This window comes from Pseudomonas yangonensis, assembly GCF_009932725.1.
Taxonomy (GTDB): domain Bacteria; phylum Pseudomonadota; class Gammaproteobacteria; order Pseudomonadales; family Pseudomonadaceae; genus Aquipseudomonas; species Aquipseudomonas yangonensis.
The window spans coordinates 444,818-465,734 of record NZ_BLJU01000003.1 but is presented as its reverse complement, the minus strand read 5'-3'; the positions used below and the strand labels follow the sequence as shown (position 1 = coordinate 465,734).

18 protein-coding genes, 2 pseudogenes and 2 riboswitches are annotated in these 20,917 nt (G+C 67.1%); of the genes and pseudogenes, 11 read left to right on the top strand and 9 right to left on the bottom strand.

Features of this window, described 5'->3' with window-relative positions:
* Nucleotides 1-73: 73 nt before the first annotated feature.
* The 7 genes and pseudogenes from GYB81_RS07715 to cbiE form a co-directional block, all read right to left on the bottom strand.
* Nucleotides 74-1,031: pseudogene (locus GYB81_RS07715) on the bottom strand (FecCD family ABC transporter permease).
* Nucleotides 1,028-2,056, bottom strand: a complete 1,029-nt coding sequence (locus GYB81_RS07710; protein ID WP_161864312.1) for an ABC transporter substrate-binding protein — start codon at nucleotides 2,054-2,056, stop codon at nucleotides 1,028-1,030. Before GYB81_RS07710 ends, GYB81_RS07715 begins: the two are co-directional and overlap by 4 nt.
* On the bottom strand, nucleotides 2,056-2,862 hold the full coding sequence (locus GYB81_RS07705) for an ABC transporter ATP-binding protein (RefSeq protein ID WP_161864373.1): 807 nt from the start codon (nucleotides 2,860-2,862) through the stop codon (nucleotides 2,056-2,058). The genes GYB81_RS07710 and GYB81_RS07705 overlap by 1 nt, the downstream gene beginning before the upstream one ends.
* 79 nt (nucleotides 2,863-2,941) lie before the next feature.
* Complete coding sequence (locus tag GYB81_RS07700; protein ID WP_233787514.1) at nucleotides 2,942-4,993, bottom strand: TonB-dependent receptor; 2,052 nt, start codon at nucleotides 4,991-4,993, stop codon at nucleotides 2,942-2,944.
* A gap of 315 nt (nucleotides 4,994-5,308) precedes the next feature.
* A riboswitch (cobalamin riboswitch) is annotated at nucleotides 5,309-5,502 on the bottom strand.
* A gap of 91 nt (nucleotides 5,503-5,593) precedes the next feature.
* Complete coding sequence (locus GYB81_RS07695; protein WP_161864310.1) at nucleotides 5,594-6,292, bottom strand: (2Fe-2S) ferredoxin domain-containing protein; 699 nt, start codon at nucleotides 6,290-6,292, stop codon at nucleotides 5,594-5,596.
* A 153-nt stretch (nucleotides 6,293-6,445) separates the two neighbouring features.
* Complete coding sequence (locus tag GYB81_RS07690) at nucleotides 6,446-7,171, bottom strand: cobalt-precorrin-6A reductase (protein WP_161864309.1); 726 nt, start codon at nucleotides 7,169-7,171, stop codon at nucleotides 6,446-6,448.
* Complete coding sequence (gene cbiE / locus GYB81_RS07685; RefSeq protein ID WP_161864308.1) at nucleotides 7,168-8,370, bottom strand: precorrin-6y C5,15-methyltransferase (decarboxylating) subunit CbiE; 1,203 nt, start codon at nucleotides 8,368-8,370, stop codon at nucleotides 7,168-7,170. Before cbiE ends, GYB81_RS07690 begins: the two co-directional genes overlap by 4 nt.
* Nucleotides 8,371-8,421: 51 nt before the next feature.
* Nucleotides 8,422-8,613: riboswitch (cobalamin riboswitch) on the top strand.
* Nucleotides 8,614-8,706: 93 nt separating this feature from the next.
* Between cbiE and cobG the strand changes: the two genes are divergently transcribed.
* The 4 genes from cobG (at nucleotide 8,707) to cobJ (ending at nucleotide 13,256) form a co-directional block, all read left to right on the top strand.
* Nucleotides 8,707-10,020 (top strand): precorrin-3B synthase, encoded by a 1,314-nt coding sequence (gene cobG, locus GYB81_RS07680; protein ID WP_161864307.1) that lies wholly within the window; start codon nucleotides 8,707-8,709, stop codon nucleotides 10,018-10,020.
* Nucleotides 10,013-10,639: a precorrin-8X methylmutase gene (locus GYB81_RS07675; protein WP_161864306.1), complete on the top strand. Its 627-nt coding sequence runs from the start codon at nucleotides 10,013-10,015 to the stop codon at nucleotides 10,637-10,639. The genes cobG and GYB81_RS07675 overlap by 8 nt, the downstream gene beginning before the upstream one ends.
* Nucleotides 10,636-11,379: a precorrin-2 C(20)-methyltransferase gene (locus GYB81_RS07670; RefSeq protein ID WP_161864305.1), complete on the top strand. Its 744-nt coding sequence runs from the start codon at nucleotides 10,636-10,638 to the stop codon at nucleotides 11,377-11,379. Before GYB81_RS07675 ends, GYB81_RS07670 begins: the two co-directional genes overlap by 4 nt.
* 227 nt (nucleotides 11,380-11,606) lie before the next feature.
* Nucleotides 11,607-13,256 (top strand): precorrin-3B C(17)-methyltransferase, encoded by a 1,650-nt coding sequence (gene cobJ / locus GYB81_RS07665; RefSeq protein WP_161864304.1) that lies wholly within the window; start codon nucleotides 11,607-11,609, stop codon nucleotides 13,254-13,256.
* Between the two features lie 72 nt (nucleotides 13,257-13,328).
* On the opposite strand, the pseudogene GYB81_RS07660 reads toward cobJ, so the two are convergent.
* A pseudogene (locus GYB81_RS07660) lies at nucleotides 13,329-13,610 on the bottom strand (hypothetical protein); the annotation flags it as partial.
* A 159-nt stretch (nucleotides 13,611-13,769) separates the two neighbouring features.
* Between GYB81_RS07660 and GYB81_RS07655 the strand changes: the two are divergent.
* The 3 genes from GYB81_RS07655 to GYB81_RS07645 all read left to right on the top strand — a co-directional run bounded on the left by GYB81_RS07655 (nucleotide 13,770) and on the right by GYB81_RS07645 (nucleotide 16,117).
* Nucleotides 13,770-14,402 carry a helix-turn-helix domain-containing protein gene (locus tag GYB81_RS07655; RefSeq protein WP_161864303.1) on the top strand — a complete coding sequence of 211 codons (633 nt, stop codon included), beginning with the start codon at nucleotides 13,770-13,772 and terminating at the stop codon, nucleotides 14,400-14,402.
* Nucleotides 14,403-14,595: 193 nt separating this feature from the next.
* The gene (locus GYB81_RS07650; RefSeq protein WP_161864302.1) at nucleotides 14,596-15,435 is read left to right on the top strand and encodes an AraC family transcriptional regulator; all 840 of its coding nucleotides are present in this window, start codon (nucleotides 14,596-14,598) and stop codon (nucleotides 15,433-15,435) included.
* A 76-nt stretch (nucleotides 15,436-15,511) separates the two neighbouring features.
* Nucleotides 15,512-16,117, top strand: a complete 606-nt coding sequence (locus GYB81_RS07645) for a LysE family translocator (protein WP_161864301.1) — start codon at nucleotides 15,512-15,514, stop codon at nucleotides 16,115-16,117.
* A gap of 8 nt (nucleotides 16,118-16,125) precedes the next feature.
* Here GYB81_RS07645 and GYB81_RS07640 read toward each other — a convergent pair whose 3' ends face one another.
* Nucleotides 16,126-17,109, bottom strand: coding sequence for a GlxA family transcriptional regulator (locus GYB81_RS07640; protein ID WP_161864300.1), 984 nt, complete (start codon nucleotides 17,107-17,109; stop codon nucleotides 16,126-16,128).
* Between the two features lie 94 nt (nucleotides 17,110-17,203).
* On the opposite strand from GYB81_RS07640, the gene GYB81_RS07635 reads away from it, so the two are divergent.
* The 4 genes from GYB81_RS07635 to GYB81_RS07620 all read left to right on the top strand — a co-directional run bounded on the left by GYB81_RS07635 (nucleotide 17,204) and on the right by GYB81_RS07620 (nucleotide 20,808).
* The gene (locus GYB81_RS07635) at nucleotides 17,204-17,815 is read left to right on the top strand and encodes a LysE family translocator (RefSeq protein ID WP_161864299.1); all 612 of its coding nucleotides are present in this window, start codon (nucleotides 17,204-17,206) and stop codon (nucleotides 17,813-17,815) included.
* 112 nt (nucleotides 17,816-17,927) lie between these two features.
* Nucleotides 17,928-19,235, top strand: coding sequence for an MFS transporter (locus GYB81_RS07630; protein ID WP_161864298.1), 1,308 nt, complete (start codon nucleotides 17,928-17,930; stop codon nucleotides 19,233-19,235).
* A 236-nt stretch (nucleotides 19,236-19,471) separates the two neighbouring features.
* Entirely contained in the window at nucleotides 19,472-19,960 is a 489-nt protein-coding gene (locus tag GYB81_RS07625) for a carboxymuconolactone decarboxylase family protein (RefSeq protein ID WP_161864297.1), read from the top strand.
* A gap of 356 nt (nucleotides 19,961-20,316) precedes the next feature.
* Nucleotides 20,317-20,808 (top strand): DUF2059 domain-containing protein, encoded by a 492-nt coding sequence (locus GYB81_RS07620; protein WP_161864296.1) that lies wholly within the window; start codon nucleotides 20,317-20,319, stop codon nucleotides 20,806-20,808.
* Nucleotides 20,809-20,917 lie beyond the last annotated feature (109 nt).

The following is a 20,917-nucleotide window of genomic DNA, read 5'->3' as shown; positions in this document are numbered from 1 at the left end:
TCATTCCTCCGGCCAGGTGAATGAAGCCTAGAGCAGATGACCTGAGCGGTGCGGCCGGGTTCGATCCGGACGACTAGCGGCGCCGCAGCAGCGCCACGAAGAACGCCCCGCCGATGGCAGCGGTGACGATGCCGATGGGCAGGTCCTGCGGCGCCAGCCAGGTGCGCGCAGCGACATCGACCCAGACCAGGAACAGCGCCCCCAGCAGCGTCGCCACCGGCAGCAGGCGGCGGTGCTCGGCGCCGACCAGAAAGCGCGCCACGTGCGGCAGCATCAGGCCGACGAAGCCAATGGCACCGGACAGCGACACCAGCACCCCGGTCAGCAGCGACGCCACCACGAATACCAGCAGGCGCACCCGGCGTGGTTCCAGGCCCAGGCTCACCGCGCTCTGCTCGCCGGCCATCAGCGCATTCAGCGCCCGGCCCAGGCCAAGCAGCACCGCCAGGGCCAACGCCAGGCACAGCGCCGGCAGCCAGAGCAGTTCCCAGCGCGCCAGGCCCAGCCCACCGAGCATCCAGAACAGCACCGAGCTGGCCGCATGCGGGTTGCCCAGGTACAGCAGCAGATTGCTCGCTGTGCAGACGGCCGCTGCGGCTGGCGATGGCCAGCACCAGCAGCATGCTCGCCAGCGCGCCGACGAAGGCCGCCAGCGGCAGGCTGAGCAGCCCGGCGAACTCGCCCAGGTAAAGCACCACGACCACCGCGCCGAAGGCCGCGCCGGAACTGACGCCGAGCAGATGCGGGTCGGCCAGCGGGTTGCGCGTCACCGCCTGCAGCACGCTACCGACAAGCGCCAGCCCGGCGCCGACCAGCGCACCAAGCAGCACCCGTGGCGCGCGCAATTGCCAGACGATGCTGTCCTGACCGCTGTTGACCGGCACCTGCGGCGTGATGCCGAACAGGTGCTGGCCAATGATCGCCCACACGCGCTCGAGCGGCACCTGCGCCGCGCCAAATGCCAGCGACCAGGCGCAGGACAGCGCCAGCAGCACGGCCAGCCCGAGCAATAGCAGGCGATAGCGATTCACTGGGCGAGCGCCTCGGGGTGCAGCGCGGCGGCCAGGGTTTCGATGGCGGCGGCGTTATCCAGGCTTGGCGTGACGGCCAGATAGGGCAGCACCACAAAGCGTTTCTCCCGAATTGCCGTCACCCCCTGCAGCGCCGGATGCTGCAGCAGGAAGTCGCGCTTCTGCGCCGCCGTGCGCTCGCCGTAGTCGACGATCAGGATGACCTCGGGGTCTTCCTCGACCACCGACTCCCAACCCACCTTGATCCAGCTGCCGGCCACGCCCTCCATCACGTTGCGCCCACCGGCCGCCTCGATCAGCGGCTGCGGCATGCCCTGGCGCCCGGCGCTGAAAGGCAGGTCTTCACCGCTGTCGTAGACGAACACCCGTGGCCGCGTCGGCAGCTCGCCGAGGCGCGCCTGCACTGCCGCCACGCGTCGCTGCATGCCATGCACCAGTTCATCGGCGCGCGACTCGACGGCGAAGATGCGGCCGAGGTTGCGCAGGTCGGCGTATACATCCTCGAGGCTGGCGACGCGGCCGGGCAGCACATGCGCGCAGGACTCGCTCAGCTCGTACACCGGGATGCCGAAGCGCGCCAGGCTGGCCGGGGTGACCTCACCGCCGATGCGCATGCCGTAGTTCCAGCCGGCGAAGACGAAGTCGGTACCGGCACCCAGCAGGTTCTCCAGCGACGGGTAGCGCGCGGCCAGCTCCGGCAGGCCATCGAGCTGCTCGCGCATGCTCGCATCGAGGGTCTTCCAGCCGCTGATGCCGGTGTAGCCGGCCATGCGTTCCTTCAGCCCCAGGGCCAGGAGCATGGCGGTCATGTTGACGTCATGGCTGACCGCCCGCTGCGGCGGCTGGGCAACACTCACCTGACGATCGCAGCTGGTCACGGTGACGGCCCAGGCGGGGCTGATCAGCGCCAGCAGGATTGCGCCAACGAATGTAGGAGCGAGCTTTGCTCGCGAAGCTTTTGCCTTTTCCCAGGATTCGCGAGCAGAGCTCGCTCCTACAGGTTCAGCCGTGCGTAAACGCTTCATCAAACAATCCAGGTAATACGCGGATGCCCCGCCAGTGGATGGGTATCGACCAGCGCCCGTACGCCGAACACCTGCTGCAGCAGCTCGGCGGTGAGCACCTCGGCTGGCGTGCCGACGGCCACCAGACGGCCCTGGTCGAGCACGCAGAGGCGATCGCAGAAGGCCGCTGCCAGGTTCAGATCATGGAAGCTGGCCAGGGTCGCCAGACCCAGCGCCTTGATCTGGCCAAGCAGTTCGAGCTGGTAGCGCGGGTCGAGGTGGTTGGTCGGCTCGTCGAGGATCAGCAGTTGCGGCTGCTGCACCAGGGCGCGGGCGAGCAGGACGCGCTGCTTCTCGCCGCCCGAGAGGCAGGCGAAGGACTGCTGCGCCAGGCCGCTCAGGCCGACACGGGCCAGCGCCTGATCCACCAGGCGCTGGTCCTCGGCATCGTCGCCGTCGAACAGGCCCTTGTGGGGCGTACGGCCCATGGCTGCCACCTCGTGCACGCGCAGGCCGAAGTCCTGCGGAAATTCCTGCAGCACCACCGCCACGCGCTGTGCGCTCCAGCGCGGCGGGCGCTGCCACAGCGCCTCGCCGTCCAGTTCGACGCTGCCGCCGCTGGGCCGCTGAAAACGATAGGCGCAGCGCAGCAGGCTGGTCTTGCCACTGCCGTTGGGGCCGATCAGACCGAGCAGCTCACCATCGCCGATCTGCAGGTCGATGGCCTCGAGCAAGACGCGCTGGCCATCCGGCGACCAGGCCAGGTCTCGGATGCGCAGGCGCGGCTCAGGCGCCGCCGTACGGCGGCTCGCGGGCGGCGAGAACAGACTGGCAGGCCAGCCTGCGGCACTATTCACTGACACACAAAGTCTCCACGCGCGGCACGCCTGCACAGGCACGCTCGCTTCAAAAGCTGTAATCCGCCGTTACGAAGAACGAACGCGGCGCGCCCAGGTACCACTGCTCACCGTCGCTGCTGGCGCTGGTGGCGTACTGGCGGTCGAACAGGTTGTTCAGCTCCAGACCCAGGCGCACATCCGGCAACGCCTGCCAGGCGAAGTTGGCGTCCACCACGGTATAGCCGGGCACCTTGGCGGTATTGGCGCTATTGGCGTAGCGCGCATCGACATAACGTGCGCCGATGCCGGCCTCCACGCCGCCACCGAGCGCCTTGTTCAGCCACAGGTTAGCGGTGCGCCTGGGCACGTCGGTCGGGCGATTGCCGCTGCGGTCACCGCCACCTTCGACGAAGTCGTCGTACTCGGCGCGCACCAGGGCGGCATTGACCGACACCTGCCAGCCCCGACCCAGCGCCAGTTCCAGGGTGGCTTCCAGGCCATCGGACGACTGCTGGCCGATCTGCTCGGTGGGCGAGGTCGGGGTTTCACGGCTGAGCAACTTCTTCTTGACGATGTGATAAGCCGCCAGCGTCCACTCGCCCTGCCCGCCCCAGAACACCTGCTTGAGGCCGATTTCGGTCTGTTTGGCTTCGCTCAGGTCGAACTGCTGCTGGGTCGGATTGAGCGTCAGCAGGTTGCTCACCCCCTCGGTGCTGGTGGCGTACTGGCCGTACAGCGACAGATCGGGGGTCAGCGCAAAGACCAGCCCGGCGCGCCAGTTATCGCCGCTCAGGCTGCGATCAGCGCTGCTGCCATCGATCAAGTTGTCGCGCTGGATATGCACCTGATCGCGGCGCACACCGGTCACCAGCGCCAGGCGCTCGGTGAGCTGGGTGCGGTTCTCGGCGAACAGCGAGAACTGCCGCGCCAGGTTGCGCTCGCGCGGGCCGTAACCGAGCGGATCGGTGCTCTGGTAATGGCCGCCACCGGAACCGGCCAGCGGCACGCTGTCGCTGAAACTGCTGGCGAAATCGTGCTGGCGGGCGAAGTGGATGCGGTTGTAATCCACCCCGACCACCGTGCGGCTATCGAGGCCGAACAGGGCGTGATCGAGGGTGAAGGTCTGGCGGTCGCCGACCTGCTCCTGGGTGTGCTTGATCCGGTAGAACTCGCTGCGCTCGACCGTATCGCCCGGCTGCCAGCGATAGGCCTCGGCATTGCGCCAGTAGCGCTGGGTCTTGATGTAGTAGAGCTGGTTGCTGGCGCTGAGCGCGTCGTTGATGCGCCAGTCCGTCACCAGGCGGGTGATCTGGTCGTTGTAGCGGATATCCGCGTCGGCGACGTTGTAATTGCGCTCGCGGATGCTCTCGCGGTACTTGCCGGCCACCAGCGGCGTGCCGAGGTAACGCATCGGGCTCTGGTCGCCATGGTCGTGGGACAGGGTGAAGCTCAGGTCGTCATGGGCGTCCCAGCGCAGGGCGGCGCTGAGCGCGACGCTGTCCGAATCGCCCCGGTCGACCCAGCCATTGCTGGCCTGCTGGTTGAGGTTGAAGCGATAGCTCAGCGCATCGTTCAGCGAACCACCGCTGTCCAGTGCGGCCTGACGGCGGTCGTCGCTGCCGTAGCCGAGGCGCAGCTGGTTGCGGACCTCGCCGGCGAAGGGCTTCTTCGGCACCACGTTGATCACCGCGCCGGTGGCACCCTCGCCGTAGAGCACCGAGGCCGGGCCGCGCAGCACGTCGATGCGCGCCACCGACCAGGTGTCCACCGGGAAGGTCACGGTGCCGGCACCGACGTACTGACGGGTGCCGTCGTACAGCTGCATGGTCGCCGCATGGCCGGTAAAACCGCGCGCCGACAGCGCGGTGCCGCCATTGCCGGGGGTGCCGATGCTGCTGATGCCCGGTGTGCGGGTCACGGCGTCCTGCACCGAGAGGTTGTTGCGCCCGCGTACCTCGGCACCGCTCAGGCTGCTGGTGCTGGCCGGGGTTTGCAGGGCCGAAAGCTCCAGGCGCGAACCGGAGGTGGTGGGCGTATGCAGATCGCTCTCGCCCTCTTCGGCGGCCTCGGCACGGATGGTGAGTTCGGGCAGGTCGACGGCCTCGTTGGCCAGCGCCATGCCACTGCAAAGCAGGGCCAGCGGCCAGGTGCAGCGAAGAACAGGGTTTCGCACGGCAGGATTTCCAGGATTGCGCAGAGAATCAAGGGATGAAATGTTATTGTTATAACATAACATTATCGACATTCGCAGCCTGGAAAGCAGCCGAAGGGGGTCTGCGACCGAAACGGTCGGTAAACATTGATTGAAGCGGAAATGGCGCGCCATAAGTGTTCCATCGGTAGAGGGAAGGCACGGCAATCCGATGGAAATGCGCAACAGCAGACAGGGCATGGTCGCCCTACTGGAGTCAACGCCCGCCCACCGCGGGTTGCCAGACAAAAACGACTCCAGGCCGGTCTCCGGGCTTGCGAGGGTCATGAACGCATCGCCTTCCCATGCGCGTGGCGCACAGTGGCGTATCGATGCGGTCGCTCGCTTACCGTTGCGGGGGCAGCGTCGGACTTCAACCGACTTCCCGTTTCACCTCACGCGCGGCGGCGTGAGACACCTGAAGCGGGGCGGATATGACCACCCGTCCCCGCCCAAGTCAAGGCGCGGGGGCGCTCGTGGGGTTGCACTGGGCAGGGTGGACAAAGCGCAGTTTGTCCACAATGGCGACTAGTTTCCGCCCGGCTCGTCGATACGCAGTTCCGGCAGCGCCCTGCCCGCCACCAGGCGCTCATCGACCAGGCGAATCACCGCCGCCTCGTCCCTGATGCCGTACCACTCGCCCTGTGGATAAAGGCTCGCGGTCGGGCCCAGGTCACAGGGGAACTGGCACTGGCTGCGGGTGATGTGCACGCCGCCTTCGCACTCCAGCCTGCCAGCGGCCTTGAGCCGCTGACGCAGGGTTTTCCACAGGCCCAGCGCGCCCTTGCGCGTGCAGCGCGGGCCGTTGCACAGCAGCAGGCGCTGCGCATGCGGCGGGATCTGCGACCAGGCGTGATGCGCCGGCACGGGCGGCACGTCGCTGCAGGGCAGGTGCGCTTCGCGATGCGCCAGCAGCACGCCCAGGCCGTCGAGCCAGGCATCCTCCAGCTCCGTGCAGACCACGAACACCCCTGCCCCATCGCCGCGCTCGGCGATGCGTTCGCGCAACCAGTCGCGGTGCGCGGCATCGGCACGCGGCTCCAGATCCACCACCAGCAGCGGCCGCGGCGCCTGGTCGATGGCTTGCCAGAAGCCGTCCTGCTCGCTGTCATGCAGATGCACCTCGCCCAGCAGCGCTTCGACGCGCTGCTGCAAACGCTCGGCAGAAACTCCACGACCAAGGCCGGGGCCGATGAACAGAACGCGGGCGTAAGGGGTATGGCTCATGACGGTCTCCAGAACGGGCCGGCAGTCTAGCAGCGCGCGTAGGGTGGACGGCGCTTTTCGCGTCCACCACATCGATGCCGCTTTGTAGGAGCCGCGCCCCGCGGCGAATACAGACGAATGGAAAAAGCAAGGCTTCGCCCCGGGGCGGGGCTCCTACAGGAAAGCCTGCAGCGCCTCCCACAGGGCGTCCGGTTCGGTGAACTCGCGCGTCACAGCCGGCAACTCGGGACGGCGCAGTAGCAGCACCGGCAGGCCCAGCTCACGGGCGACCTGCAGCTTGGGTTCGGTGGAGGCGCTGCCGCTGTTCTTGCTGATCAGCACGTCGCAGCGGACACGGGCGAACAGTACACGCTCCTCGTCCAGCGAGAACGGTCCGCGCGCGCCGATGATCTCGGCGCTCGGCGGCGCCGGTTCGCTCTGCAGGCAGCGCACCGTCCAGTGCTGGTGCTCGGGTATCTCGTGCAGATGCGCCAGCGGCTCGCGACCGGAGGTGAAGAACGGCCGCTGGAACGGCGCCAGCGCGCGGGTCAGCTCATCCCAGCCATCCACCTCGCGCCAGTCGTCATCCGCGCCCGGCTGCCAGCCGGGGCGGCGCAGGGCCCAGCAGGGCACACCGGCGATCTCGGCGGCGCGGGCGGCGTTATGGCTGATCTGCGCGGCATAGGGGTGGGTCAGATCCAGTAGCAGCTCGATGCCTTCTTCGGCGATAAAGGCCGCCAGGCCTTCGGCACCGCCAAAGCCGCCGACGCGTACGCGACACGGCAAATCTTCCGGCACGCGGCCGAGCCCGGCCAGGCTGTAGACGGTTTCCGGTCCGAGGCGACGGGCCAGGCGCAGCGCCTCGGTGGTGCCGCCGAGCAGCAGGAGTCGCGCGCTCACGGTTTGCGCACCGCCAGCAGGGTGATAGGCAGCGCCGCGCGCCAGGTGTCGAAGCCGCCCAGCGGCTGCGCCTGTGCCACAGTGAGCCGCAGCAGCTCGCCACCCTGCCGTTCGCGGAAGGCCACCAGCGCCGCCTCGCTCTGAATGGTCACGGCATTGGCCAGCAGGCGGCCACCGGGCTTGAGCGCGGCCCAGCAATCATCCAGCACACCGGGTACGGTGACGCCGCCGCCGATAAAAATGGCATCCGGCGCCAGCAAGCCGTCCAGCGCCTCGGGCGCATGCCCGGCGACCAGTTGCAGCCCGGGTACGCCGAGGGCATCGCGATTGTGGCGGATATGATCCTGACGGCCCTCATTGGCCTCGACGGCGATGGCACGGCAGGCCGGGTGCGCGCGCATCCATTCGATGCCGATGGAGCCACAGCCGGCGCCGACATCCCACAGCAACTCGCCGGGCAGCGGCGCCAGGCGCGCCAGGGTCACCGCACGCACGTCACGCTTGGTCAACTGGCCGTCGTGGCGGTAGGCGTCGTCCGGCAGGCCGCAGGTCGGCGGCAGCAGTTGCGCACCGGCGTCGGCCAGGCATTCCACCGCCAGCAGGTTGAGGTCGGCGCCGCGCGGCAGGCTCCAGCTTTCGGCCAGACCATCGACTCGGCGCTCCTCCGGCCCGCCAAGGTGTTCCAGCAGGGTCAGGCGGCTGGCACCGAAACCACGGGCGCGCAACGCTGCGGCAACCTGTGCGGGCGTGTCGCCATCGGCACTCAGCACCAACAGGCGCACGCCGGGAAACAGCCGGGCGTTGAGCGTGGCCAGCGGCCGGCCGACCAAGGAGACCACCTCAACCTCCTGCAGCGGCCAGCCCAGACGCGCTGCCGCCAGCGACACCGAGGATGGCGCCGGCAGTACCTGCAACTCGTCGGCCGGCACCCGGCGCGCCAGGCTGGCGCCGACGCCGTAGAACATCGGGTCGCCGCTGGCCAGCACGCACACCGCCTCGCCACGCCGCGCCAGCAGCGGCTCAAGGTCGAAGGGGCTGGGCCAGGTTTCCCGTTCGCCACCGATGCACCGCGGCAGCAGCGCCAGCTGGCGCGGCGCGCCGACGATGCGCGTAGCCGCCAGCAGCGCGCGGCGCGCGGCCTTGCCCAGGCCGGGGTAGCCGTCTTCGCCGATGCCGACCAGGGTCAACCAGGGTTTCATCCACCTTCCTCGCAAGTAGAGGGCGCGTGTCGCGACGCCGGGCAAAGCGGGCATAATACAGCCTTCGTCGGTGCCCCTTATAAAACGGGCCTAAGAGGGAATCCGGAGCGATCTCTGATCGCGACCGAGCTGCCCCCGCAACTGTAAACAGCGAGTCCAATGCAATCGGCCACTGGTTAACCGGGAAGGCGCAGCGGATCATGACCTGTCAGCCAGGAGACCTGCCGACGAACGCTGGTCGCGAGTGCCAACATCGGGCGGGGTGTACCGATGCCATGGAGTCCCCTATGGGATTTCGCTGGTTCGGTCGCCGCGTCGTTAGTCACAGGTGACCGTTTGAACGCCTCCATTCGTCCTTCCGCCTGCCCCGGCCTGCTGCGCATCGTCCCCGCGCTGGATGGCGGCATCTGCCGCATCAAGCTGCCCGGCGGGGTGCTGCGCAGCGCCCAGGCGCGCGTGATTGCCGAGGCGGCCAGGCACTGCGCAAGCGGCGTGCTGGAGCTGACCAACCGCAGCAACCTGCAGATTCGCGGCGTCCTGCCCGGCCAGGAAAGCACGCTGATCGACGCGCTGCTCGGCGCTGGCCTTGGCCCACGCGTGGCCGCCGCCGACGATGTGCGCAACCTGCTGCTCAGCCCTGCCGCCGGTCTCGACCCGCACATGCGGATGGATGTGCGCCCGCTGGCCAGCCAGTTGCTCGACCTGCTGCAGGACACCCCGGCGCTGCATGCCCTGTCGCCCAAGTTCGCCCTGCAACTGGACGGCGGTGAAGCCCTGGCCATGCGTGAACACCCCCACGACCTGTGGCTGGCCGCCGAGGACGAAAGCCATCTCGTTCTGGGCCTGGCCGGCTGCCCCGGCGACGCACCACTGGCGAGAGTCGAGGCGACTCAAGCAGTCGAGCTGGTGCGCCAGCTCCTGCTGCTGTTCCTCGAGCTCACCACCTCGGGGCAGACGCGCATGCGCCAACTGCTGACGCACAATTCGGCAGCCGACCTGCTGCAACGCCTGCAGACCCCACTGGATCTCCCTCTGCAGCCGGCACCGGCCACCTGGCAGCCGACTGATAGCGTCGGACGCGCCCCAGCTGGCATTTATCCACAGGCGCAAAGCGGCCTGTGCATGGTAGCCGCTGGCGCCCAACTGGGCCGCTTGCACGCCGAACAACTGACCACGCTGGCCGAGCTGAGCGAGCGCCATGGCGACGGCGAGCTGCGCCTGACACCCTGGCAGGGTCTGCTACTGGGCAACGTCGCCAAAATCCGCGCCAGCGAGCTGCTGGCTGAGCTGGACCAGCTGGGCCTGCTGACCCAGGCCGACGAGCCGCTGCTCGGCCTGGTCGCCTGCACCGGTTCGGCCGCCTGCGCCCGCGGTTTGGCCGACAGCAAGCACCACGCCCTGCATCTGGCCGAGCTGCTGCGCGAAAGCGGCGCCCGACCACAGGTACATCTCAGCGCCTGCCCGCGCAGCTGCGCCAGCGCGCGGGTGCAGCCCTACACCCTGCTGGCCAGCACGCCCGACCACTACCAGCTCTACCAACGCACGCCCGAGACGCCCGGTTTAGGCCGTCTGCTGGCGCCGGCCATGACCATCGACGAGGCCGGCGCCTGGTTCGCCCGCCAACACCCCGCAGGAACACCCGATGCTTGATTACATCCGCGACGGCCAGGAAATCTACCGCCGCTCCTTCGCCACCATCCGCGCCGAGGCCAATCTCGACGGCATTCCCGCCGACCTGGAAAAACTCGCCGTGCGGGTGATCCACGCCTGCGGCATGGTCGATGTGGTGGAGGATCTGCGCTTCTCCGCCGGTGCCGGCGCCGCCGGCCGCGCCGCGCTGCTGGCCGGCGCGCCGATTCTCTGCGATGCGCGCATGGTCGCCGAGGGCATCACCCGCCCGCGCCTGCCGGCTAACAACCCAGTGATCTGCACCCTGCACGATGCCGGCGTGCCGGAGCTGGCCCGCGAAGTCGGCAACACCCGCTCGGCGGTGGCCCTGGAGCACTGGCGCGAACATCTGGAAGGCAGCGTGGTGGTGATCGGCAATGCCCCCACCGCGCTGTTCTACCTGCTGGAAATGCTCGACGCCGGCGCGCCCAAGCCGGCGCTGATCATCGGCATGCCGGTGGGTTTTATCGGCGCGGCGGAATCCAAGGATGCCCTGGCCGCAGACAGCCGCGGCGTGCCGTACGTGATCGTGCGTGGCCGCCGTGGCGGCAGCGCTATGGCGGTGGCCGCGGTCAACGCCCTGGCTTCGGAGGTGGAATGATGGCCGGTCGTCTGCTCGGCCTCGGCGTCGGCCCCGGCGACCCCGAGCTGCTCACCCTCAAGGCCCTGCGCCTGCTGAAATCGGCGCCGGTGGTGGCGTACTTCGTGGCCAAGGCCAAGCACAACGCCGGCCACGGCGGGAATGCCTTCGGCATCATCGAGGAGCACCTGGACGCCGCCCAGCAGCGCCTGCCGCTGGTCTATCCGGTGACCACCGAGAAGCTCGCCCCGCCGCTGTCCTACGAGGATGTCATCGCCGACTTCTACGACACCTGCGCCGAGCAGATCGCCCGCCTGCTCGAAACCGGCCAGGACGTGGCGGTGATCTGCGAGGGCGACCCGTTCTTCTACGGCTCCTACATGTACCTGCACGACCGCCTGGCCGATCGCTACGAGGTGGAAGTGGTGCCCGGCGTGTGCTCGATGCTCGGCTGCGCCTCGGTACTCGGCACGCCGCTGGTGTACCGCAACCAGAGCTTGAGCGTGCTGTCCGGCGTTCTGCCGGAAGACGAACTGGAGCAGCGCCTGCGCGACGCCGAAGCCGCGGTGGTGATGAAGCTTGGGCGCAACTTCGACAAGGTGCGCCGGGTGCTGCGCAAGCTGGGCCTGGATGGCCGCGCGCATTACGTCGAGCGCGCCACCATGGCCAGCCAGAAGATCGTGCCGCTGGACGAGGTGGAGCCGATGGATTCGCCGTACTTTTCCATGATTCTGGTGCCCGGCCAGAGATGGCGGGGGTGAACACTTTCTTCCCCTGTAGGAGCGGCTGGGCGGCATTCGGCTTCAGCCACGAAAGCGCTTCGCGGCTGAAGCCGCTCCTAAAGTTCAGAGGGTGAATGAAAACCCGTCACCACGCGCCCTACGCAATCCTTGCAGGGGCATCGTGGGAGGCGACAGTCGCCGCTTAAGCGTCTCCCACGGATCGCGCCCCATTCCCCGGATTGCATCCGGGCTACAGGATTTACCGCATGAATATCGTCATCCTCGGCGCCAGCGCGCTGGTCACTGCACAACGCCTCAAGGCGCCTTATCCACAGGCTGTGATCCATGGTCTGCGCGGCCGTGCCGATGGCGCCGAGCGTCATTACGACGACTTCGGCGAGCAGCTGCGCGCGCTGTATCGCGAAGGCCAGCCGCTGGTGGTGCTGTGCGCCGCCGGTATCGTCATCCGCAGCCTCGCCGCGTTGCTGGCGGAAAAGGGCGCCGAGCCGCCGGTGCTGGCCCTGGCCGAGGACGGCAGCGCGGTGGTGCCGCTGCTCGGTGGCCTGGCCGGAGTCAACCGCCTGGCCCGCGAGATCGCCGCGCTCCTGGGCGTGAGGCCGGCCATCACCACCAGCGGCGAGCTGCGCTTCGGCACCTGCCTGCTGGAGCCACCGGCCGGCTACGCGCTGGCCGACCTGCAGCAGGGCAAGCGCTTCGTCAGCGACCTGCTCGGCGGCGAAAGCGTGCGCATCGAAGGCCAGGCGCCCTGGCTGGAGGCGGCGCAGCTGCCGGTGGATAAGACCGCGTCGCGGGTGATTCATATCACCGCCGAGCAACGTGTACACAGTGGCAACGAACTGTTGATCCACCCGCGCTGCGTCGCTGCACTGATCGAACGTCCCGATGCCGAGTTGCCGGCACGCCTGCACCAGGCGCTGAGTGATGCCAGGCTGGCGCCGCAAGCGCTGGCCGTTCTGCTCGCGGACAAAGCCTGGATGGCCAACGCCGACCTGCACGCGGCAGCACAGGAACTCAGGCTGCCACTGCGTTTTATCCACAGCGGCTCCCAACTGCCTGCCGAATGCCACCAAGGCAACGGCCTGCGCCTGCTGCTGGGTGAACAGCCACTGCAGATCGAACACCTCGGGCAGCGCCGTGGCCGCCTCAGCGTGGTGGGCCTCGGCCCCGGTGCCGCCGAGCATATGACCCCAGCCGTGCGCCGCGCCCTGGACGAGGCCGAAGACCTGCTCGGCTACGACACCTACGTGAAGATGGCCGGCCCGCTGCGCGCCGATCAATGCGTGCACCCCAGCGACAACCGCGAGGAACTGCAGCGCGCCGCCCATGCCTTCGAGCTGGCTGCCAGCGGTCGCCGCGTGGTGATGATCTCCTCGGGCGACCCCGGCGTGTTCGCCATGGCCGCCGCCGTGATGGAGGCGCTGGAAAGTCTGCAGAACGAGGCCTGGCATGGCGTCGAGCTGGAGGTGCTGCCGGGCGTTTCCGCTGCCCTGGCCACTGCCGCCAAGGCCGGCGCGCCGCTGGGCCATGACTTCTGCCTGATCTCGCTGTCCGACAACCTCAAGCCCTGGGCGGTGATCGAAAAACGCCTGGAGCATGCCGCCGCAGCGGATCTGGCCATGGCCTTCTACAACCCGATCTCCAGAGCGCGCCCCTGGCAGCTCGGCCGCGCGCTCGACTTGCTGCGCCAGCACCGCGAACCGGAAACCCTGGTAGTGCTCGGCCGCGATATCGGCCGCCCGGCCGAAGCGCTGCGCAATCTGACCCTCGGTGAGCTGACGCCGGAGATGGTCGACATGCGCACCCTAGTGATCATCGGCTCCAGCCAGACCCGCCGCTTCCCGCGTGCCGATGGCGGCGAGTGGGTCTACACACCGCGTTGGTACCCCGAACCCTAGGTGCCTGCCGGGGAGAAACAGCTTCGCGGACAAGTCCGCGTCCACAACAACTCTGACGGCATTGCATGGAAGCGGACTTGTCCGCGAGCTTTCATCACCAGCCAGTCCACGTTAAGACTGGCATTAGACTGATGATGCTGGCGTCGACGGAGAAACCTTCCCCTTTTATCAGGCAGGGCGCCAAGCAGCGCCGCAGCACTTCATTGAACAACCAGCGGAACGGATCGCCGTCACGGAACCGGCCGTGGCGATTCTTCAGTCGATGCTGCGCAGGAGGTGTTGGTCCGGGACATGATCTTCCAGATTGAACAAGTAGAACAGGCGCTGCTGTCCTCCCGGTAACTGCCCCATCATGCTGCCTGCCGTCACGTTCGCCGACTCACCGATCTGGCTGCGGATTGAGAGGGAAGCCAAATCCATGGGCGCGGGCTATTGCCCCTGTCGCGTGCCTGACGTCCTCTTGAAGAGAGTCTTATGCGATTCTCTCGGCACCGCATAACAAGGAGGTCAGGGATGCAACCAACATTCGACACAGCTAGGCTCAAGCAGCTTCGTCAGCAGCGATTCTGGTCGCAGGATGAATTGGCCACCATATCAGGCCTCAGTGTTCGCACCATTCAACGTATAGAGCGCAGTGGAGTGTGCTCCACAGAATCGAAAATGGCCCTGGCCTCTGCGTTCGATCTGACTCCAAGTGACCTGATCGCAGCCAGTGCATCAGCAACTCAAGGATATTGGGTAGGCCTATGCCTCTTCGTCCCCGATTCAGTAGCAGCCCTAGACTTCTACGTTAATGGATTCGGGGCGCAGGTTCTTCAGCGTTGGACTTCTATCGAGCCGTCCCGTCCTCCGTCGGTCGATATTCGAATAGGCAACGGCATTTTCCGCCTTATCTCGGTGAACCCACGAGTCGAAACAGCTCCTCGGCACGGCTGGGCAAACAGTCCCGGGCGACTGGGCGGTGTTAGCACTCTGATCCCGGTTCTGGTCGACGATGTTCCTGGCGTCATGAATCGGGCGATTCAGCTCGGGGCATCTCAAAGGTTAGGTGACTCACTCACGCATCAATCGGAAGACGGAATGGAGCTTGGCGTCTTGGTTGATCCATTCGGATACATCTGGGCCCTTCATGGCTCCATCGAATGAGCCGGTTCATCTCGTCTGTTGGCGCAGATCAATCCGAGTCAGCGGGTCGGGATGGCATCCAGGCAAGCGCGGAGCAAAACTGCTCGTGTTCGAGTTTCAACAGACTCGGCCAGGCGCATCTGCACAAACCTTCTAGGCCTGTACGGCGAACGCGCTAAGCTCATCGGTCAACGGCAGCGATAGGCAGCAAGCAATGAACGCGCAATCATGGGTCGACCTCAAGCAGGATGCCGATACCGGCATCGAGGTGATCCGCGCGCATTTCGAGGGCCACGCCTACGACCCGCACTGGCACGACAGCTACCTGATCGGCTTCACCGAACAGGGCGTGCAGCAGTTCCACTGCCGCCGTGCGCTGTTCAGCAGCGTCGCCGGGCAGACCTTCTTCCTCGAACCCGGCGACATCCACGACGGCCACGCACCGACACCGGGCGGCTTCACCTACTCCACGCTCTACCTCGAGCCGGCCTGGCTGCAGCGCGCGCTGCCGGCGCTGTTCGAACAGGCGCCCAGCGATTGCCTGCCCGGCGTACCGCGCACCCAGCCGGACGACCCCGGCCTGCTGCCGTGCATCGCCAATGCCCTGCAAGCGCTGAACGACGACGAGCCGCGCATGGTGCGCGACGCCGCGCTGGATGCGCTGCTCGAACGCATCTCGCGCAGCCTGCACTGGCGCCAGCGCCTGCCGGGCAACCCGCAGATTCCCAGCGTGGCGCTGCGTGCCCGCGAGTACCTGCACGCACACTTTCACGAGAACATCGGCCTCGACGAACTGGCACGGGTCTGCGGCGTCGACCGCTTTCGCCTCAGCCGCGCGTTCAAGGCGGCCTTCGGCATCGCCCCGCATGGCTACCTGATCCAGCTGCGTCTGGTGCGCGCCCGCCGGCTGCTGGCTCTCGGCACGGCACCGGCGCAGGTCGCCAGTGACTTGGGTTTCGCCGACCAGAGCCATCTGGGCCGATGGTTTCGCCGCGCCAATGGCCTCACCCCCGGCGCCTACCGCAGCCTCTGCACAAAGCTTCAAGACCGCTGAATGCGGCCGCCGGACAATCGCGCCATACCCGTTATGGAGCGAACCCCATGCCTGTTACCGCATCCCGAGGCTGGCCATGAACCAGTGGCTGCCCTTCATCCTCTTCGCCTCGGCGGCCTCGATCACGCCAGGGCCGACCAACTTGCTGATCCTCGGCAGTGCCGCCCGCTTCGGCCTGTCAATCGCCCTGGCCATCGCGGTCGGCGCCAGCCTGAGCGCCAGCCTGATGCTGCTTTTGGTCGGCCTGGGCCTGGGTGAACTGCTGGCCCGTGCGCCGCTGCTGCAGATAGCGATGACCTGGGCCGGCGCGATCTGGATCAGCTGGATGGCCTGCAAGCTGATGCGCCATGACGCGTCCGATCTGCACGAGCAAGGGGTCGACCAGCGTCAGGGCTTCATCCAGGGGGCCGGCCTGCAACTGATAAACCCCAAAACCTGGCTGATGACCGTGTCGGTCACCGCGATCTTCCTCGACGGCCGGGCCTCGTTCGGCGCGGTGGCGAGCTACGCGACGCTGTTTCTGCTGGTGTCCACGCCCTGCCTGCTGGCCTGGGGCCTGCTCGGCATCGGCAGCACGCGCTTGCTGCGGCAACCGTCGCGGTTGCTGCTGTTCAACCGCTGCATGGCCCTGTTGCTGCTGGCCTCGGTGTGGGTGCCGTTGCTGTCACAGCTTCGCGGCTGAAGCCGCTCCTACGCCGTGGGTTTGGCTTGGCGGCGCATCGCCCCGGGCGTGGTACCGAAACGCTGGCGGAACAGCTTGCCCAGGTGGCTGGCATCACTGGCGCCGACCTCGTCGGCGATCTGCGCCAGGCTGTGGCTGGAATTGAGCAGGCGCCAGCGCACGTGCTGCAGGCGCAGCTCGTTCCAGTACTCGCGCGCGCTCATGCCCTGACGGGCGTGAAACAGGCGGTCGAGTTGACGACGGCTGATCCCCACGCTGGCCGCCAGTCGTTCGATGCCCTCGGCGCTGGCCAGACCCTGGCGCATCAGAGCGATGGCACGATCGACGTGGCGCTCGCCGCTGGAAGTGCCCTGCAGCGAGCGCAGCGCGTGCTGGCCGCTACGCGTCTCGTCCACCAGCATATCGGCCAGGCCCTTGAGCGCCCGCGCCCGGCCACAGCCATGCGCCAGCAGTTCCACCGCCAGGTCGATGGCCGCCGTGCCCCCGGCACAGGAAATCCGTTCGGACTCGATGCTGTACAGACGCTCGCGCGCCAGACGCAGGCGCGGGAAGCTGGCACGAAACTCCGCCTCGTGACGCCAGTGCAGCGCAACCCGATGGCCATCGAGCAGGCCACAGGACGCCAGCAGAAAGCTCGCATTGTCGATCGCAGCCAGCTTCACGCCAGCGCGCACGGCGCGCCGCAACAAGGGACGGTAGGCCGGCGCCAGCGCCGCCGTGGCCTGTGCGCTGCGCCCGCCGAACAGCACCAGATAGTCGTAGTCGGCCAGATCGAGTTCCTCCGGCGTGACCTCGATTCGCAACGCCGCACCGCTGCTCGACGACACATGCCCCGGCTGCAGGCCGAGAATCGTCCAGGCGCAGTAGCGCTGGCGGCTGTAGTCCTCGTCATCGGCGCTGAAACGCAGCTTGTCGAGAAAGCCACCGAACGGCAGCAGGGCGAACTCCGGCAGCGGCAGCAGAAGGAAACGCAGATCGGGGCTTTCGCTCATGCCTAGTCCAGAATCGACTGTTATATGACCAGAATTTACCTCAATCCAGCCCCTGCTGCTGATTAGACTGGCCGCGCATTCTCAGGAGACCCACATGGCCGTCGAACTCTGGCTCGTCTACTTCGTCGCTACCCTCGGCCTGGCGCTGACGCCAGGCCCCAACAGCCTGCTGGCGCTGACCCACGGCGGGCTCTACGGCGCGCGCATGGCGCTGGCCACCATCCTCGGTGGTGTGGTGGGTTTCAGCGTGCTGATCGCCCTGGCCATGTTCGGTCTCAGTGCCCTGCTCAAGACCGCTCCCACCGCGCTGCTGGCACTCAAGTGGATCGGCGGCGCCTACCTGATCTGGCTGGGCGTGCAGCTATGGCGCTCGCCACCGATGAACCTCACGCTGGCCGATAGCGGCGCCCGCCCCAGCGCCGGCCGGCTGTTTCGCCAGGGCCTGCTGTCGGCGCTGTCCAACCCCAAGGTGATCCTGTTCTACGGCGCCTTCCTGCCGCAATTCCTCGACCCGCAGCGCGGCCTGGCGGTGCAGTTCGTGGTGATGGCTGCCACCTTCGCCGTGGTCGAGTTTCTCGTCGAGCTGCTACTGGCGCTGCTGGCCTTTCGGGTGCGGCCCTGGCTGCAGCGCGGCGGTCGCGCCTTCAATCGCAGTTGCGGGGTGCTCTTCGTGCTGATCGGCATCGCACTGCCGTTGGCGCGCTGAGGCTGCAGAGGCGTCGCTCACGGCAACGCCACCGTCGCCTGCGAAGCCCTCAGGCGCGCCATGGCTCCGTAACCTGCCTGAAACCGTCTGAATCAGGGATCAGGAGCGCCGCATGAATGCCATCCACAGGGGTCAGCAAGTCAGCCCGGCCACCTTGCACAAGGTCATCGCCGCCTCGGCCATCGGCAACTTCGTCGAGTGGTTCGACTTCGCCGTCTACGGCTTCCTCGCCGTGACCATCGCCTCGCTGTTCTTCCCACCGGGCAATCCGACCCTGGCGCTGCTGCAAACCTTCGCGGTGTTCGCCGTGTCGTTCGCCCTGCGTCCGCTGGGCGGGATCTTCTTCGGCATCCTCGGCGACCGCATAGGACGCAAGCGCGTGCTGTCGATCACCGTGCTGCTGATGGCCGGCGCCACCACACTGATCGGCCTGCTGCCGACCTACGCCAGCATCGGCCTGCTCGCCCCGCTGTTGCTGGCGCTGGCGCGCTGCCTGCAGGGATTCTCCGCCGGTGGCGAATACGCCGGCGCCTGTGCCTTCGTCATGGAACACGCACCCACCGAACAGAAGGCCCGTTACGGCAGCTTCGTGCCGGTGTCGACTTTCCTCGCCTTCGCCTGCGCGGCTGGCCTGGTGTTCGGCCTCGACCAGATCATCAGCAGCGAGCAGATGCAGGCCTGGGGCTGGCGCCTGCCCTTCCTCATCGCGGCGCCGCTGGGCCTGGTGGGGCTGTACATGCGCCTGCGCCTGGACGAGTCGCCGGCGTTCAAGGCAATGGCCACCGAACCTGCGCCGGAGCATTCGCCGCTGAAGGAAACTCTGCGCCTGCACGGCGCCACCATCGCCTGCCTGGGCGCGTTCATCTCCGCCACGGCGCTGTCGTTCTACATGTTCACCACCTATCTCACTACCTACATGCAGGTGGTCGGTGGTGCGGCACGCTCGACCGCCTTGCTGGCCAGCCTGGTGGCGCTGATCTTCGCTGCGCTGCTGTGCCCCCTGGTTGGACGCTATTCGGATCGCGTTGGCCGCCGCCGCACCATCCTGACCGCAGGGGTCGCGCTGATCGTTGCGGTGTACCCAGCCTTTACCCTGGCCACCTCCGGCGCGCTGCTGCCCTCGGCGCTGGGCGCCATGCTGCTGGCCGTCGGCGCGGTGATCTGCGGCGTGGTCACCGCCGTGCTGCTGTCCGAGCAGTTCCCGACCCGGGTGCGCTACACCGCCTCGGCCTTCACCTACAACCTGGCCTACACCATCTTCGGTGGCACCGCGCCGCTGGTGGCGACCTGGCTGATCGAGCAGACCGGCGACCGCATGGCGCCAGCCTACTACCTGATCGTCATCGCTCTGCTGGCGCTGGCCGGCGGCCTGGCCCTGCCGGAGTCTTCGAAGCGGCCGTTGAACTATCAACCCGCCTGAAACGGCAACAGACGTGGCTAAAGGCTTGCCGCTCCTCAGTCGCACGCCTCACTTCAAGAACAGCTGCCTCGATGGTCGCTGGCCACTCAGGAGTGTGTTCGCGAAAAGTGGACCAATAACAATCCGTAAAAATGGATCTATGTGGCTAGGCCACTGGTGCGTACATTCATTCGCACCGGGCCGCAGTGGTACTGCCAGTCGCAGAGGGGCATCGGTTTCCTCTCAACAGAATACGGATGAAAACCATGAGCCAGCGTCTCGACTATTTCCAGCTTTCGCCCAAGGCCTCCGGCAAGTACGTGGAATTTTCCATGTTGCTGAACAAAACGCCTTTCCTCGCCGAAATCGGCCATCTGGTCACCCTGCGTGCCTCGCAGATAAACGGCTGTGCCTTCTGCGTCGACATGCATGTGAAGGAAGCCAAGATCCATGGCGAGCGTGAGCTGCGTCTGCACCACGTGGCCATCTGGCGCGAGTCGACGCTGTTCTCCGAACGCGAGCGCGCCGCTCTGGAGTGGACCGAGGCGCTGACCCAGCTGGCGCCGCAGGGTGTCTCCAATGCCATCTACGCCAGCGTGCGCGAGCAGTTCTCCGAACAGGAACTGTCCGACCTGACCTTCCTGGTGGTCGCCATCAACGGCTGGAACCGCCTTAACGTGGCGTTCCGCACCGTGCCGGGTACCGCCGACAAGCAGTTCGGGCTGGACAAGTCCGGGCTGGCCTGAAGCTTTATCCACAGGAGGCGGTCGGCCCGTTGCGCGACCGCACCAGGAACCTGCGCCTGTCGCGACAGATCTTCGACGGCACATCCAGCCGGTAGCCGCTGGATGTGCTGAGCGCCGATATCGCTTTCATCTACCCCGTGGCGCCCGCCACGCCGATGACGACCGCCCCAGCAGAGGCTACGCCTGCCGGCGGCACACCTTGGCAACCGCGCCCTGCTCCTTGCATCCACCGCCACAGTCCTATACACAGTCTGCCGCGCAGCCTGCCAAGGCTCGCCGATACTGCCGCAACCGCAGCAGATCGCAGACCCACAAGGACACCATCGCCAGATGGTCGCCATTCGAAAGGACGCCCAATGAATACTATCCGCCTGCTCTGTTTTCTTCTGATTGCCAGCCTCAGCCAGTTGAGCCACGCTGACGAGCTTTCCGCTCAGAAACGTGCCGATATCGAACACCTGCTGCAGGTTACCAACGCACTGGATATCGGCCGGCAATTCGGGGGAGGGGTGATCGCGCAGATCAACCAGATGATCCGCAAGCTGCGCCCCGACATTCCGCAGAAGGTACTCGATACCCTGCCCAGCGAGGTCAATGCCGTGCTGGTCGAACAGCAGGATGACCTGAAGGAGCTGATCGTGCTCGTCTACCACGAGCATTTCACTCGCGAAGACATCCGCGGCATGATCGATTTCTACTCGACCGACCTTGGCAAGAAGACCATCGCCGTCATGCCCACCCTGATGGGCCAGAGCATGCAGGCCGGCCAGGCCTGGGGGCAGTCGATAGCGCCGCTGATCGATGAGCGCATCAAGGCGCGCCTGAGCCGCGAAGGCTACGAGATCTAGCAGCGGCAGGATCAGGCCGCCAACGGTCAGGCGCACAACCTGCACCGGCTGGCGGCTCGACGGTGACCTACACCCCGCGACCACCATCAGACAGACTCGCCGCCCGCTC

Excerpts from the sequence above, each read along its gene's own strand:
- GYB81_RS07695 (WP_161864310.1), bottom strand. The coding sequence starts at position 6,292 with ATGAGCCATACCCCTTACGCCCGCGTTCTGTTCATCGGCCCCGGCCTT.
- GYB81_RS07640 (WP_161864300.1), bottom strand. The coding sequence starts at position 17,109 with ATGAGCGAAAGCCCCGATCTGCGTTTCCTTCTGCTGCCGCTGCCGGAG.
- GYB81_RS07675 (WP_161864306.1), top strand. The coding sequence starts at position 10,013 with ATGCTTGATTACATCCGCGACGGCCAGGAAATCTACCGCCGCTCCTTC.
- GYB81_RS07620 (WP_161864296.1), top strand. The coding sequence starts at position 20,317 with ATGAATACTATCCGCCTGCTCTGTTTTCTTCTGATTGCCAGCCTCAGC.
- GYB81_RS07655 (WP_161864303.1), top strand. The coding sequence starts at position 13,770 with ATGCAACCAACATTCGACACAGCTAGGCTCAAGCAGCTTCGTCAGCAG.
- GYB81_RS07625 (WP_161864297.1), top strand. The coding sequence starts at position 19,472 with ATGAAAACCATGAGCCAGCGTCTCGACTATTTCCAGCTTTCGCCCAAG.
- GYB81_RS07635 (WP_161864299.1), top strand. The coding sequence starts at position 17,204 with ATGGCCGTCGAACTCTGGCTCGTCTACTTCGTCGCTACCCTCGGCCTG.
- GYB81_RS07700 (WP_233787514.1), bottom strand. The coding sequence starts at position 4,993 with ATGGCGCTGGCCAACGAGGCCGTCGACCTGCCCGAACTCACCATCCGT.
- GYB81_RS07645 (WP_161864301.1), top strand. The coding sequence starts at position 15,512 with ATGAACCAGTGGCTGCCCTTCATCCTCTTCGCCTCGGCGGCCTCGATC.
- GYB81_RS07710 (WP_161864312.1), bottom strand. The coding sequence starts at position 2,056 with ATGAAGCGTTTACGCACGGCTGAACCTGTAGGAGCGAGCTCTGCTCGC.
- cobJ (WP_161864304.1), top strand. The coding sequence starts at position 11,607 with ATGAATATCGTCATCCTCGGCGCCAGCGCGCTGGTCACTGCACAACGC.
- GYB81_RS07670 (WP_161864305.1), top strand. The coding sequence starts at position 10,636 with ATGATGGCCGGTCGTCTGCTCGGCCTCGGCGTCGGCCCCGGCGACCCC.
- cbiE (WP_161864308.1), bottom strand. The coding sequence starts at position 8,370 with ATGAAACCCTGGTTGACCCTGGTCGGCATCGGCGAAGACGGCTACCCC.
- GYB81_RS07630 (WP_161864298.1), top strand. The coding sequence starts at position 17,928 with ATGAATGCCATCCACAGGGGTCAGCAAGTCAGCCCGGCCACCTTGCAC.
- GYB81_RS07650 (WP_161864302.1), top strand. The coding sequence starts at position 14,596 with ATGAACGCGCAATCATGGGTCGACCTCAAGCAGGATGCCGATACCGGC.